We start from the raw sequence: 14,120 nt of genomic DNA, 5'->3' as shown, positions 1-14,120 counted from the left end.
GCAGCAATGCGAGAGCGGGGGCTGAGCACCGCGGCTCCGAGCCTGCCTGCGCAGGCTTGGACGGCGGTGAAGAGCGGCCGCCTCCGGCGGACGCACCGAGGCGCAAAGCGACTCAGGGGGGTGTCTCATAGCTTCCATCCACCGCCAGCGGCGCGGTACAGCGCAACCCAGGCGGCCTGGCGCTCGTGCTGCAGCGCGATCAACGCGTTCTCGGCCGCCAGGGATGTGCGCCGCGCGTCTTCCAGCTCCACCAGACTCGCCAGGCCGCCGCGCCAGCGCGCTTCGGTGGCATCGAAAGATGTGCGATAGCCCGCAGCCGCCGTTCGCGCGCTGGTGCTGCGCTCGGCCGTGCTCTGCAGCCGCACCAGCGCCTGTTCGACCTCGCTCACGGCCTGGCGCACCTTGGCGCGGTAGAGCGCGGCGGCTTCGTCATAGCGCGCCTGCGCCGCATCCACCTGCGCGCCGCGCCGGCCCCCATCGAACAGCGGCACGCTGAGCGCCAGCGGGCCGATGGTCCAGGTATTCAGGTCGGTGGTCACGCCACCGCTGCGCACCCACGCCGTGCCCACCGAGCCGCTGAGAGACAGTCGCGGGTAACGCTGGGCCCGGGCGCTGCCCACTTCGGCACTGGCAGCGGCGACTTCGCGCTCGGCGTTGTACACATCAGGGCGCTGGGCCAGCACCTGGGCGGGCAGCGTGGCGATGGCGAACAGGGTGTCGGGGGCTGTGGCGGCAGGCGTGGACAGGCGCGACCGCAGCGCCGGCTCCTCCCACCCGGTCAGTGCCACCAGGGTCTTGACCTCCACATCGCACTGCATGCGCTGCTGCGATGCACGCGCCTGCGCTTCGGCGGCACTGGCACGGGCCAGGGCAGCCGTGGCGGGCGCCGTGAAGCCGGCGCGTTCGCTAAGACCTGACAGGCGCGAGGTTTCGCCACGCGACTGCGCATCGCGCTCGGCCACGCGCAGCTGCTCCAGGCAGGTGCGCAGGCTGCTCGTCTGCTGCGCCACCTCGGCGGCCACGCTCACGCGCGCCTCGTGCCACAGGGCCTGTGCGCCCGCCAGCCGCTCATCGGCAGCGGTCTTGGTCGCGCGGTTCGCACCAAAAAGGTCAATCTCCCAGCTCGCCTGCAGCCCGGCCTGCGCCGTGGTCGCGATGCCTGCAAGCTGTTCGTTGAAACCTCGGCTGGCGCTGGCCTGCGCATCGAGCGACGGCAGCAGCGCGGCGCGGCTGGCCACCTGCGTGGCCCGGGCCTGCGCAATGCGGGATTGGGCCTGCGCCACACCGGGGCTGACGGCCTGGGCCGCGTCGATCAACTCCACGAGCAGCGGGTCGCCCAGCTGCGTCCACCATCGGGTCAGATCCCCCAAAGAGCCCTGGTGCGGCAAGGGCGCCTGCCACGCCACAGGTGGAGTGGTGGGCACTTGGGCGGGAGGCGCTGTGATAGCACAGGCGCCCAGGGCCAGGGGCAGGCAGGTGGCCCAGAAGAATCGGGTCTTGCTCAAAGTCATGCGTTGGATTCCTTGTGCGAATTCCGTGAAGTACTGCGGCGCGCGGGCTGTTGTACGGCCTGCCGCCTGGCGATCTCGCACTGCACCATGCTCAGGGCGTAACCGGTCAGCCGGTCCACCCATTCGTCCACAGCCCCAGACCCCGCCAGCTGCGGTGCAATAGCCTGCAGCGGGTCGCGCTGGGTCCACATCTGCATGACCAGCCCGGCCAGCGAGAAGGCGAGGCGGTGCATGTCGTCGTCCACCTCGGCCACGCCCATGTGGCGGCACAGCACCTCAACCAGGGCGAGGTGGGGGGCACGGCACTCGCGCTCGATGAGCTCGGGCCACACATGGGTGGGGTCCAGCAGCTCGCGCACATGCAAGCGCAGCGACTGGGTCACGAGGTCATCGTGCTTGAGCGGCTCCAGAAAGCCACCGAAGTAGGCGGCCAGCGCCTGCTGCAAGGTCAGCGCAGGGTCGGCAAACACCGGGATGAGGTCGCTGCCGCTGCCGAAGGGCTCGTAGAACGTGGCTGTGTAGAGGCGCGCCTTGTCGCCAAAATGGTAGGCGATCGCCGCCACGTTGGTGCCGGCGGCTTCGGCAATGGCACGCACCGAGGTCTGCGCAAAGCCCCGCTCGGAAAACAGCTGCAGCGCGGCGCGCAGCAGGCGCACGCGCGTGTCTTCTCCGTCGCTGCGGGCGGTGCGCTGGGCTGCGGGAATGAAATGGGCGCCAAAACTCATGGCACCGGATTACACACCAGAATTCAAACAACTGTTTGAATTAGCGGTGCTATGCGGAAAATTCAGCCCGCAAAAATGCAACAAAACGTCACACCTTGGTGCGACTCAACCGAACACGGACCTCCACAGGGCCAGCACCGCATCGCGCTCGGCCTGCAGTGCGGGGGGGGCAACCTGGGTGGGCGCCTCGTCCAGGCGCGCCACGTGTTGCACGCGCCGCAGTTCGCGGTAGGCATCCGCAGCCGCCACCCCCACGCCGGGGGGCAACAGCCCCACCTGCTCGGCGCGCTGCAGCAGCGCGATGTTGCCCACATTGCCCACCAGTTCCGGGTGGTTGGCAGACTGTGAGAGCACCAGGTACTGCACGGCAAACTCTGCATCCACCATGCCGCCCGTGCTGTGTTTCACATCGAACTTCCCGTCGCGCGTGGGGTGGGCAGCGCGCACCCGCTCGCGCATGGCCACGATCTCCTCGCGCAGGGCGGCAGGGTCGCGCTCGGAGGTGATAACGGCCTCGCGCACGGCATCGAAGCGCGCCTGCAAGGCCTCGCTGCCCATCACGAAACGCGCGCGTGTCATGGCCTGGTGCTCCCAGGTCCATGCGGTGTTGCTGCCCCGGCGCTGCTGGTAGTTGGCGTAGGCCTCGAAGCTCGTGACCAGCAGGCCTGAGCTGCCGTTGGGCCGCAGCGCAGTGTCGATTTCGTACAGGTCGCCTTCGCCCGTCTTCACGGTGAGCCAGTTGATGAGCTTGCGCACAAAAGCCGCATAAACCTCGGGCGCGCGCTCATCGTCGTCGTCGAACACAAAGACGATGTCCAGGTCGCTGCCGTAGCCCAGCTCCTTGCCGCCCAGCTTGCCGTAGCCAATGATGGCGAACTGCGGGCTCTCGCGGTGGCGCGTCTTGAGCCGGCTCCAGCACCATTGGGCTGTGATGCGCAGCACGCTGTCGGCCAGGGCGGACAGGTCATCCGCCACCTGCTCGACGGTGATGCGCCGCTCCACATCGCGCGCGAGGGTGCGGAAGGTTTCCGCGTGCTGGGCACGGCGCAGCAGGTTGAGCAAGGTTTCGTCATCGTCCTCGCCCGTGGACTGCAGCGACGCGAGCCGCACCGCCAGTTCGCGCTCGAAGTCGGCCACCACAAAACGTTCGGCGAGCAGCGAATCTCCCACCAGTTCATCGATGACACCGGGGTGCTGCAGCAGGTAGCGGGCGGGCCATTTGGCCGCACCCAGCAGGTGCAGCAATTGCTCGTGCACGGACGGGCGCTCCAGCAGCAGTGCCAAATAGCTCTCGCGGCGCAGCAGCGGCTCCAGCCAGTTGGCCAGGCGCAGGGCGGCCTCTTCGGTGACGCGGCCTTCCTTGAGCCACTGTGCGGTGCGCTGCACCAGCCGGAACAGGCGGGCACGGGCTTCGTCGCGCAGCCCCGCCACGCGCGGGTGGTTGCGCCATTCGGCAACACGCTCGCGAAATCCGGGCGGCAACTGCTCCAGCAGCGTGTCGAATTCGGGGGGCGCTGCAGCCGCTGCGCGGGGGCCGCCACAGCCGCCGCCGTTGCACTGCTTCTTGCCCGCCCCGCCCAACAGGGTGTCGAATTCCTGGGCCACCAATTCGCGGTGCGCGTCCAGCTCGTGCAGGAAGGCGCAGCAATCGGGATACCCCAGGGTGTGCGCGATCCACGCAAGATCGTCATCGCGCGTGGGCAACACATGGGTCTGCTGGTCATCCAGGTACTGGATGCGGTGCTCCACACGGCGCAAGAAGACGTAGGCCCGCGCGAGGGCATCGGCCGTTTCCTGCGGCATCAAGCCTGCCTGGGACAGGCGGGTGAGCGCATCGAGCGTGGGGCGGCGGCGCAACTCGGGGAACTGGCCGCCCCGCACCACCTGCAGCAGCTGGACCGTGAACTCGATCTCACGAATGCCGCCGCGCGAGAGCTTGACGTCGTTGGCGCGCTCCGGGTGGCCCGCGCTGCGCTTGGCGGCATGGTCCCGGATCTGGCGGTGCAGCACCCGCAGCGCATCGAACACGCTGTAGTCCAGGTAGCGGCGGAACACAAAGGGCAGCACCACACCGCGCAGCGCCTGAACCTCAGGGCTGGCAATGCAATCACGCGGTGCCACCACCCGGCTCTTGAGCCAGGCAAAACGCTCCCACTCGCGCCCATGCAGCTGCAGGTATTCCTCCAGCGCCGACAACGAGACCGAAGGCGGGCCAGAGTTGCCATTGGGGCGCAGCGCCAGGTCCACGCGGAACACAAATCCGTGTTCGGTGGTGTCGCCCACCAGGCTGTAGATGGCCTTGACCGCACATGCAAAGTATTCGTGGTTCGAGATGCGCCCCCGGCCATCAGCCGTGCCCGCCGTTTCGCCATCGTGCTCGTACACGTAGATCAGGTCGATGTCGCTGGAGACATTCAGTTCGCGGGCACCGAGCTTGCCCATGCCGATGATCCACAGCTGCACGGGCTGGCCGTCCGGCCCGCGCGGCGCGCCGTGGCGCTCGTCCAGCTCCTGGCGGGCATGCTGGCAGGCCCTGTCCAGCGCCAGTTCGGCCAGCTCGGTGACCGCGCTGGTAATGTCCGCCAGCGGAGCCTGCGCCTCGCAATCCATCTGGATCAGCCGCTCCATGACCAGCTGGCGCAGCACCCGGAGCGCGGTGCCCGTGTCACAACCGCGTGCGCGCAGCGCGTCGTAGGCCTGCTCCATGCTGGGCCACCGGGGAACACCGGGCGGCAGGAGCAGCAGGTCAGCCTCGTAGCGGCGATGCAGGCGCTGATAGAAACGCGAGTGCGCGGCCCCGTGAACAAAGGTCGCGGAGGGATTGCAGGGGGATTCAGGATACGGGATCGACATGGCAGCCGCAGCGCAACGCTGCGTGCATAAGAACACTGGTTTGTAGTGAACCCGCGCTAAGCCTGCGGGTCATAATTCCTGCCACATTCAATCCCACCATGATCGATCCCACCACGCACCCCACCCGCCTGCTGAAAATTGTGGCAGGTCTCGCGCGGTGGTCGCTGGGCTTGCTGCTGGCCTTCTGGCTGCTGCTGACCATCGCGTGGGGGGCCCTTCATGGCTGGATTGTGCCGCGAATCGGTGATTTCCGCCCACAGCTGGAGGCGCATGCCGCACGGGCGCTGGGGGTTCCTGTCCAGATCGGTGCCATCGCGGCGCACACCGAAGGCCTGATCCCTTCCATTGAACTCTCGGATGTCACCCTGCTGGACGCTGCCGGCCGCTCTGCCCTGCGCCTTCCACGGGTGGTGGTGGCGCTGTCGCCGCGCTCCCTGCTCAAGGGCGGGTTCGAGCAGCTGTACATCGAAGAGCCCGAGCTGGATGTGCGCCGCACTGCGGACGGCCGCATCCAGGTGGCGGGTCTGGATTTCTCCCAGCAGCAGGGCGAGGACAACGCCGCCGCCGACTGGCTGTTTTCACAGGGCGAGGTGTTCATCCGGGGTGGCACGGTGCGCTGGACGGATGAGCAGCGCGGCGCCCCGGAGCTTGCGCTGGAGAAGGTGGACCTGCTCTTGCGCAACGGCAACTGGCACCATCACATGCGGCTGGATGCCACGCCGCCCGAAGCCTGGGGAGACCGCTTCACGGTGACGGGGCTGTTCCGCGCCCCCTTGCTGCGCGCGCGCGACGGCAACTGGAAACACTGGAATGGGCAGGTCTTCGCCGACTTTTCCCGGGTGGACGTCTCGCGGCTGCGCCACCATGCCGATGTGGGCGTGGATATCGCACAGGGCCGGGGCGCGCTGCGAGCCTGGGCCGATGTGCAGCGCGGGCAGATTGTGGGCGGCACAGCCGACCTGGCGCTGGCCGATGTCAATGCCACACTGGGTGCAGGCTTACAGGCGCTGGTGCTGCCGTCCATTCAGGGGCGGCTGGGTGGGCGCCGACTGAACGGGGGGTTCGAATTCTCGACCCAGGCGCTGCAATTCAAGACGGACGATGGTCTCACCTGGCCCGGAGGCAACGTCAGGCTTGTGCACACGGCGGCGGCCGGCAAGGCACCCGCGCAAGGCGAGTTCCGCGCCGACCGCCTGGACCTGGCTGCCCTGGCGCAGGTCGCCAGCCGCCTGCCCCTGGGCGCCACGGCACATGAGGCCGTGCGCACCTATTCACCCCACGGGCTCGTGGACGAAATCCAGGCCACCTGGAAAGGCCCTCTCGAAAACCTGCAGCAGTATCAGGTACGCGGGCGCATTCGCGGATTGGCGCTGGCAGGCGACGCTCCCGCCAGCGCGTCCACCCAACTGGGCCTGCGGGGTGCCACGGTAGACATCGACATGACCCAGGCGGGCGGCAAGGCAGCGCTGACCATTGCCTCCGGCGCGCTGGTGCTGCCCGGCGTGTTCGAAGACCCGGTGCTGCCGCTGGACCGGCTCAGCGCCGATGTGCGCTGGCAACTCGATGGCGACCGCATCGCCGTGCAGGCCACCGACGTGCAGTTTGCCAATGCCGACGCCCAGGGCGAGGCCCGGGCCACTTGGCATACCAGCGATGCGGGCAAGGTGGCACACCGCTCTCGCTTTCCGGGGGTGCTGGACCTCACAGGCACCCTGAACCGGGCGGACGGGACCCGTGTGCACCGCTACCTGCCGCTGTCCATCCCCCAGGAGTCGCGCCACTATGTGCGCGACGCCGTGGTGGCGGGCAGCGCGAGCAACGTGCAGTTCCGCGTCAAGGGGGATCTGCACCACCTGCCTTTCGACGACCCCAAACAAGGCGAATTTCGCATCGCAGCCCGCGTGAAGGATGTCACCTACGCCTACGTCCCTACGCAGCTGCAACCGGCCAATACGTTGCCGTGGCCTGCATTGACGGAGCTGGCGGGGGAGTTGATCTTTGAACGCTCCTCCATGCAAGTGCGCGGCGCCAGTGGCAGTTTTGCGGGACGCCCGGGCCTGCGCCTGTCGAAGGTGGACGCCAAGATTCCAGACCTCTCCCATACCGTGGTGGGTGTCAGTGCCGATGCCCGGGGGCCGCTGACCGAGCTGCTCACGCTCATGAACACATCGCCTTTGGGCCGGATGACCGGCAATGCACTGGAGCAGGCCAGCGGCACCGGCAACGCAGATTTCAAGTTGCGCCTGACCTTGCCGATCAGCGACATCGAAAAATCCAAGGTCCAGGGCAGCGTCACGCTGGCGGGCAACGAACTTCGCATTACCCCCGACACCCCGACGCTGAGCCGGGTGCGGGGCGTGGTGCAGTTCACCGAAGGCGGTTTTTCGCTCAATACCGTGCAGGCCCAGGCACTGGGCGGCGCTGTCCGGCTGGAGGGCGGCATGCGCGCTCTGCCCTCCAATGCCCCGGCCACCGAATCGGCTGTGCAGCTTCGCGCACAGGGCACCGCCACGGCCGAAGGGCTGCAGCAGGCATCACAACTGGGCATGCTCTCGCAGCTGGCGCGCCGCGCCACGGGCAGCACCGCGTATTCCATGGCGCTCGCGTTTCGCCGTGGCGTGCCGGAGGTGCAGGTCACCACCAGCCTGCAGGGGCTGGCGCTGGCGCTGCCCGCCCCGCTGGGCAAGACGGCCGAAAGCAGCCTGCCACTGCGGTTTGAAACCCAGGTGGCCCGCGAATCGCTGGTGGGCCTTACGCAGGCTGGAAATGGCACCGAAGCCCCGCCTTTGCGCGATCAGATCACGCTGGACCTGGGCGCACTGGGCTCGGCCACCTACGTTCGGGATCTGGGCGGGCCCCAGGCCCGGGTGCTGCGCGGTGCCATCGGCATCGGCCTGTCGGGCGGGGAATCCGCCCCGGTGCCCGCGCAGGGTGTGGCGGCCAACATCAGCCAGGGCAAGCTCGATGTGGATGCCTGGGAAGACGTGCTGACCCAGGCAACCAGCAGCGAACCCGCTGCACGCCCCGCGACCGCACCCGGATCGCCAGGCTCAACGGGAACGCCCAGCACGGCGCAGGACTACCTGCCCACCACACTGGCCTTGCGCGCCCGCGAACTCACGTTGCAGGGTCGCACCCTGCACAACATCGTGGCCGGCGCGCTGCGGGACGGCACCACCTGGCGTGCCAACCTCGACGCCACGGAACTCAACGGCTATCTGGAATACCGCCAGCCAGGCGGCGCCGAACACCCCAACGGGCGCCTGTTTGCGCGGCTCTCGCGCGTGAACATGCCCCAGAGCGACGTCACCCAGGTCGAGGCCCTGCTGGACGAGCAGCCCGGCGCCCTGCCCGCGCTGGACATCGTGGTGGATGACTTTGAACTGCGCGGCAAACGCCTCGGGCGTGTGGAGATAGAAGCGCAGAACCGGGGCGGAGATGGCACGCAGCGCGAATGGCGCCTCTCCAAATTCAATATCCTCGCGCCCGAGGCGAACTTCACAGCCAACGGCAACTGGGCGGTGCTGAACACAGCAGGGGTGGGGCCCCGCACACCGGAGCGGCGCACGGTGCTCAACTTCAAGCTGGACATCCGCGACTCGGGCGACCTGCTGGGCCGCATGGGCATGGCCAATGTGGTCCGGCGTGGCAAGGGCCGCATGGAAGGGCAGGTGGCCTGGATCGGCGCGCCGTTCAGCCCTGACTACCGCAGCATGACCGGGCAGATCAACCTGAACGTGGAGTCCGGCCAGTTCCTCAAGGCCGACCCAGGCCTGGCCAAGCTGTTAGGCGTTCTGAGCCTGCAATCGCTGCCACGCCGCCTGACGCTCGACTTCCGCGATGTGTTCAGCGAGGGTTTTGCGTTCGACTTTGTCCGGGGCGATGTGCGCATCGAGCAGGGCGTGGCCACCACGAACAATCTGCAGATGAAGGGCGTCAACGCCGCCGTGCTGATGGAGGGCAGCGCCAACATCGACCAGGAAACCCAAGACCTGCGCGTGGTGGTGGTGCCCGAGATCAACGCCATGACCGCGTCCCTGGTGGCCACAGCCATCAACCCGGTCATTGGGCTGGGCAGCTTCCTGGCCCAGGTATTTCTGCGCGGCCCGCTGATCGAGGCGGCCACGCAGGAGTTCCGCATCGATGGCACCTGGACGGATCCTCGCGTGGTGCGCGTGGCCCGCCGCAACCGCGAGGCAGGCCCTGCAACCGGCACACCCACACGCCCCAGCGCACCCCGCACCGGAGAACCTTCATGATGAAAGTTGCTGCGATCCAGATGGTGTCCTGCACCCGGCTCGACGACAACCTGCGCGCTGCACGCGCCCTGCTGGAGCAAGCCGCCAGCGCAGGTGCCGAGCTGGCCGTGCTGCCCGAATACTTCTGCGTGATGGGCCACAAGGACACCGACAAGCTCGCCCTGCGCGAAGCACCGGGCGAGGGCCGTATCCAGCACTTTCTGGCCAGCGCGGCACGCGAGCTGCAGATGTGGATTGTGGGGGGCACCTTGCCGCTGGTCGCCACCACACCCGACCGGGTGCGCAACACCACCCTGGTGTTCAACCCCGCTGGCGACTGCGTGGCACGCTACGACAAGATTCATCTTTTCTACTTTGACAACGGGCGCGAGCAGTTCCACGAAGGCCGGGTCATCGAAGCGGGCAACACCCCCGTGCAGTTCGAGCTGCCATCGCGCGACGGCCACTGCTGGCGCGTGGGCCTCTCGGTGTGCTATGACCTGCGCTTTCCCGAGCTGTACCGTGCCCACGCCAGCGCAGGCGCAGACCTGCTGCTCGTGCCCAGCGCGTTCACCCACACCACCGGCCAGGCGCACTGGGAGCTGCTGCTGCGCGCCCGCGCCGTGGAAAACCTGGCGTATGTGCTGGCGCCCGCACAGGGCGGTGTGCACGAAAACGGGCGGCACACCTGGGGCCACAGCATGCTGGTGGACCCGTGGGGCACCGTGCTCGCCCAGCAGGACCAGCTCGCGGGCGTGGTGTGGGGTGTGGTGGACCCGCAGCGCCTGCGCGACCTTCGCTTGCAGTTGCCGGCCCTCTCGCACCGCGTCCTGTGAAAATTCCGCAGCAGCGCACACTCTTCAGACGCTGGCGAGGCGCATGGCGGCGCTGGTCGCTGTGGACCCTGCTGGTAGCCCTGGTCATCTCCATGCTCGCCACCATGGTGTGGCTTGCGGGGCGCTACGAGGCCAGTCAGGTGCAGTCGCGCCTGGAGCGTGACACGGCCGACGCGGTGTCCGACATCCGCGTGGCGCTTACGCGCAACCTGCAAAGCCTGCAGGCCCTGCACGCGGGCGACCCGGGCCAGCTCGCCTGGGAGGTCGATGCAGCCGAGCTGCTGCGCAACCGGCGGGAGCTCGTGCGCATCGAGTGGCGCGATGCCGACCTGCGGGTACGCACCCATGCCCAGTCGCCCTACCGACCCGTGGCCTGGGACGCACGGCTGCGCGAGGGTAACCAGTCCGACGCCGCCATTGCCTGCGCCAACGCACGCCGCCTGAGCAGCCCAGCCTATTCAAGCAGCTACTTTCAGCCCCACGGCGACGGGCTGGGCTCGGAGATGATGGAGCTGTGCCTGCCGCTCACCTCGGGCGGGCGCAGCACGGGTTTCCTGGTGGTCACGTATTCGCTGCAGGACGTGCTGATCAACCTGGTGGCGCACAACCTCACCCGCAGCCAGGAGGCCTCGTTCACCGAGGCCGACGGCACCCGGCTGGCCGTGCTGGGCGCCGCGCGCCGCGGCTCGCGCGTGTTCACGGCCACGCACCTGCTGGATCTGCCCGGCAGCACCCTGGTGCTGCGCATGGACACCTGGCACAGCGCGCCCAGCCTGTTCCCCAACGTGCTGACCGCGCTGGTCACCGCCATGTCGATTGCGCTGGTCACCGTGATGGTGGTGCTGGTGCGCGACAACCGCAGGCGCCTGCGCGCCGAGCGCGATCTGGCAGACGCGCTGGCGTTTCGCAAGGCCATGGAGGACTCGCTGGTCACGGGCCTGCGCGCCCGCGACCTGGAAGGCCGCATCACCTATGTCAACCCGGCCTTCTGCGCCATGGTGGGGTTCAGCGCGCCGGAGCTGCTGGGCCAAAGCGTGACCGCGCCCTACTGGCCCCCCGAGCGGGTGGAGGAGTATCGCCAGCGCCAGGCCATCCGCTTTGCGGGCACCATGCCGCCGCGCGAGGGTTTCGAGTCCGAATTCATGCGCAAGGACGGCACCCGCTTCCCTGTGCTGATCATCGAGGCCCCGCTCATCAACGCCCAGGGTCTGCACACGGGCTGGATGAGCGCGTTCCTCGACATCAGCGAGCAACGGCGGGTGGAAGAGCTGTCGCGGGCGTCACAAGAGCGGCTGCAGGCCACCGCCCGCCTGGCCACCGTGGGCGAAATGGCCTCGCTGCTGAGCCACGAACTCAATCAGCCCCTGGCCGCCATTTCCAGCTATGCCACCGGCTCCATCAACCTGCTGGAGGCGCCCACACCGGCAGAGCAGGGCGCAGGCGCCGCTGCCCATGCCGAGCAGCTGCAGGATGTGCGCATGGCCATGCAACATATTGCGCGGCAAGCCGAGCGCGCAGGCAAGGTGATCAAGAGCGTCCACGACTTTGTGCGCCGCCGCGACCAGGCGCGCGAAGCGGTGTACGCCCAGCAGTTGCTTGATGTCATCCTGCCACTGGTGAGCCTGCAGGCACGCAAGCTGGGGGTGCGCGTGAACACCTCGCTGGAGCCCCACCTGCCCCCCGTTTTGTGCGACCGCACCATGGTCGAGCAGGTGCTGCTCAACCTGGCGCGCAATGCCATGCAGGCCATGGACGACCCCGCCCTACCCACGCGCATTCTGGACATTCGGGTGCGGCGTGCGGCGTCAAACCAGCACAGCGGCTGGATCGAGTTTGCGGTGACCGACCTGGGATCGGGCATTCCCCCGGACGTAGCCGAAAGGCTTTTCACCCCGTTTTTCACCACCCGCCCCGAGGGCATGGGTCTGGGGCTGAGCATGTGCCGCACGGTGATCGAGCAGCATGGCGGTTTTCTCGGATTTGCGCCCCATGAACCGCGTGGTACGGTGCTTACCTTCACGCTACCAGCAACAAGCCCCTGAGCGACTACGTCGCTTCTCCCTTCTCTCGCGCTGCGCGCGGGAAGGGGTACGCCGCCAGCGGCGGGGCGGCCCTTGCTCGGCAGCCCCCGTCCAGCCCGCGCCAGTTGCGTCGACCGCGCGTAGCCGACAATGCACTAGTTAACCGAGTTGAACCATGGAGCCCACCACCAACGCCACCGTGTACATCGTGGACGACGACGCCAGCGTGCGCGAAGCGCTGGCGTGGCTATTGCGTTCGCGCAGGCTATTCAGCGAGTCCTTTGAAAGTGCCGAGGCCTTTGACGCCATGCTCTCAAGCCGGCCCGCGCAGCGCCAGCCCTGCTGCCTGCTGCTGGACGTGCGCATGCCCGGCATGAGCGGCCTGGCGCTGTTCGACCTGCTGGCGGTGCGCGGTGACCTGGCCACCATGCCGGTGATCTTCCTGACCGGCCACGCGGACGTGCCCACTGCCGTGGACACCGTCAAGCGGGGTGCGTTTGATTTCTGCGAAAAACCGTTTTCCGACAACGCGCTGGTAGACCGTGTCGAGCAGGCGCTGGCCAAGTCGGCCGAGCGCCTGGCGCAACTGCGTGAGCGCAGCGACCTGCAGGTGCGCCTGCGCGATCTGACGGACCGCGAGCGCGATGTGATGGATCTCGTGGTGGCGGGCCTGCCCAACAAGCTGATTGCTGACCAGCTCGATATCAGCGTGCGCACCGTGGAGGTGCACCGCTCACGCGTGTTCGACAAGATGCAGGTCAAGTCGGCCGTGGAGCTGGCCAACCTGCTGCGCACAGAGAAGTAGGGCTCTGCGCGCCCACCTCACGCCCTCTCGGGTGTGGTTGCTTACCCGCGTGGCCGCTCACCCACAAAGATCTCCACGCGCCGATTGCGAGCCCGGCCGTCGGCCGACTCGTTCGTGGCGATGGGATACCGCTCCCCCATGCCATCGATGGCGATGCGGCGCCCGTCCACGCCCCGCCCCGTGAGATAGCTGCGCGTGCTGGCAGCCCGGTCCATCGAGAGCGGGTTGTTGATGGCGTCGCTGCCGGTGTTGTCGGTGTGGCCGACGATGCGGACATCGGTGTTGGGGTTGTTGCGCAGCCCGGCAGCGAACTGGTCGAGCACGGGTGCGAAATTGGGCTGGATGTCCGAACGGCCCACGGCAAAGGAAATGTCGCTGGGGATGTTGAGCATGAGCTGGTTGTCGGCTGTCTGCGTCACGCCGATGCCGGTGCCTCGCGTGGCCTGCTCCATCTCGCGCTTCTGGCGCTCCATGTTCTGCGACCAGATGTAGGTGCCCAGGGCCCCCACACCGGCACCTACCACTGCCCCGGTGCCAGCGCTGCCACCGGTGGCCGAGCCGATGACGGCGCCTGCCAGCGCGCCCACGCCGGCCCCGGTGGCGGTACGGCGCTGGGTGTCGTCCATGCTGGCACAGCCAGTGGCCAGAACGATGACGGCGGTGGCGCCGAGAAGAATGTGTTTGCGCATGGTGGTGCTCCTTGAAAGATTCAACGGAGCTGGGCTTGTCGGGACTTCCGATCGCGTGCCGCATGGCCTGTGGTGGGCCTAGGCCTCGGGTGCGCCCAGCTCATCGCCATCGTGGCTGCAGCCGGGCCGGGGCACCATCGGCACAGCGGCATCCTGGCTGTAGGACGAAGCCGCCTGGGCCCGCTGCCCGCGCGCAGGCAAGGTCATTGCGCCGGAGGTGGTGGGGGAGCAGCCTCGGGGGATGCCGCTGGCGGTGGAGGCAAAGGCTCCTGCGGCGGCGGCTGCAGCTCGCCACCCTTGCGGCCCGAGAACATCGTCCACCAGACGATGGCCACCAGCAACACCAGCGCCAGCAGCGCTTCAAGCAAAATCAGCCCCATGAAATTGACACTCCTGCGCGTTGCTTTGACGGCGCTGATTGTAGGAACGCTGGCCGCCTGCT

At 68.1% G+C, this 14,120-nt stretch carries 10 protein-coding genes; 4 read left to right on the top strand and 6 right to left on the bottom strand.

The features are described 5' to 3' along the window. Window positions 1–125: 125 nt before the first annotated feature. From NFX52_RS18210 to glnE, 3 genes are all read right to left on the bottom strand, one after another. Window positions 126–1,511 carry an efflux transporter outer membrane subunit gene (locus NFX52_RS18210; RefSeq protein WP_055394704.1) on the bottom strand — a complete coding sequence of 462 codons (1,386 nt, stop codon included), beginning with the start codon at window positions 1,509–1,511 and terminating at the stop codon, window positions 126–128. Then, complete coding sequence (locus NFX52_RS18205) at window positions 1,508–2,236, bottom strand: TetR/AcrR family transcriptional regulator (protein WP_055394706.1); 729 nt, start codon at window positions 2,234–2,236, stop codon at window positions 1,508–1,510. The genes NFX52_RS18210 and NFX52_RS18205 overlap by 4 nt, the downstream gene beginning before the upstream one ends. 105 nt (window positions 2,237–2,341) lie before the next feature. Then, a complete protein-coding gene (gene glnE / locus NFX52_RS18200; protein WP_055394708.1) occupies window positions 2,342–5,089 on the bottom strand; it encodes a bifunctional [glutamate--ammonia ligase]-adenylyl-L-tyrosine phosphorylase/[glutamate--ammonia-ligase] adenylyltransferase in 2,748 nt (915 codons plus the stop codon). A 98-nt stretch (window positions 5,090–5,187) separates the two neighbouring features. Here glnE and NFX52_RS18195 point away from each other — a divergent pair, with 98 nt between their 5' ends. From NFX52_RS18195 to NFX52_RS18180, 4 genes are all read left to right on the top strand, one after another. Continuing rightward, window positions 5,188–9,348 (top strand): YhdP family protein, encoded by a 4,161-nt coding sequence (locus NFX52_RS18195; protein ID WP_055394710.1) that lies wholly within the window; start codon window positions 5,188–5,190, stop codon window positions 9,346–9,348. Continuing rightward, window positions 9,348–10,163: a carbon-nitrogen hydrolase family protein gene (locus NFX52_RS18190; protein WP_055394722.1), complete on the top strand. Its 816-nt coding sequence runs from the start codon at window positions 9,348–9,350 to the stop codon at window positions 10,161–10,163. Before NFX52_RS18195 ends, NFX52_RS18190 begins: the two co-directional genes overlap by 1 nt. Then, window positions 10,160–12,205: a two-component system sensor histidine kinase NtrB gene (locus NFX52_RS18185; RefSeq protein WP_252635767.1), complete on the top strand. Its 2,046-nt coding sequence runs from the start codon at window positions 10,160–10,162 to the stop codon at window positions 12,203–12,205. The genes NFX52_RS18190 and NFX52_RS18185 overlap by 4 nt, the downstream gene beginning before the upstream one ends. A gap of 154 nt (window positions 12,206–12,359) precedes the next feature. Continuing rightward, window positions 12,360–12,989 (top strand): response regulator transcription factor, encoded by a 630-nt coding sequence (locus tag NFX52_RS18180; RefSeq protein WP_055394714.1) that lies wholly within the window; start codon window positions 12,360–12,362, stop codon window positions 12,987–12,989. Between the two features lie 41 nt (window positions 12,990–13,030). Here NFX52_RS18180 and NFX52_RS18175 read toward each other — a convergent pair whose 3' ends face one another. From NFX52_RS18175 to NFX52_RS18170, 3 genes are all read right to left on the bottom strand, one after another. Continuing rightward, a complete protein-coding gene (locus tag NFX52_RS18175; protein ID WP_055394716.1) occupies window positions 13,031–13,678 on the bottom strand; it encodes a YiaD family glycine zipper/OmpA-like lipoprotein in 648 nt (215 codons plus the stop codon). Between the two features lie 78 nt (window positions 13,679–13,756). Beyond that, on the bottom strand, window positions 13,757–13,885 hold the full coding sequence (locus NFX52_RS30880) for a hypothetical protein (RefSeq protein WP_255354187.1): 129 nt from the start codon (window positions 13,883–13,885) through the stop codon (window positions 13,757–13,759). Further along, window positions 13,882–14,120, bottom strand: a 239-nt coding sequence (locus NFX52_RS18170) for a hypothetical protein (RefSeq protein WP_252635768.1), incomplete at its 5' end; no start/stop codon positions are given. The genes NFX52_RS18170 and NFX52_RS30880, both read right to left, overlap by 4 nt.

It is taken from the genome of Acidovorax facilis (genome assembly GCF_023913775.1).
Taxonomy (GTDB): domain Bacteria; phylum Pseudomonadota; class Gammaproteobacteria; order Burkholderiales; family Burkholderiaceae_C; genus Acidovorax; species Acidovorax facilis.
Note: the sequence above shows the minus strand (reverse complement) of the source record. Positions and strands in the feature narration are given on the sequence as shown.

Bases quoted from the DNA above. Each gene is read 5' to 3' on its own strand.
- glnE (WP_055394708.1), bottom strand. From the start codon at position 5,089: ATGTCGATCCCGTATCCTGAATCCCCCTGCAATCCCTCCGCGACCTTT.
- NFX52_RS18195 (WP_055394710.1), top strand. From the start codon at position 5,188: ATGATCGATCCCACCACGCACCCCACCCGCCTGCTGAAAATTGTGGCA.
- NFX52_RS18210 (WP_055394704.1), bottom strand. From the start codon at position 1,511: ATGACTTTGAGCAAGACCCGATTCTTCTGGGCCACCTGCCTGCCCCTG.
- NFX52_RS18175 (WP_055394716.1), bottom strand. From the start codon at position 13,678: ATGCGCAAACACATTCTTCTCGGCGCCACCGCCGTCATCGTTCTGGCC.
- NFX52_RS30880 (WP_255354187.1), bottom strand. From the start codon at position 13,885: ATGACCTTGCCTGCGCGCGGGCAGCGGGCCCAGGCGGCTTCGTCCTAC.
- NFX52_RS18205 (WP_055394706.1), bottom strand. From the start codon at position 2,236: ATGAGTTTTGGCGCCCATTTCATTCCCGCAGCCCAGCGCACCGCCCGC.
- NFX52_RS18180 (WP_055394714.1), top strand. From the start codon at position 12,360: ATGGAGCCCACCACCAACGCCACCGTGTACATCGTGGACGACGACGCC.
- NFX52_RS18190 (WP_055394722.1), top strand. From the start codon at position 9,348: ATGAAAGTTGCTGCGATCCAGATGGTGTCCTGCACCCGGCTCGACGAC.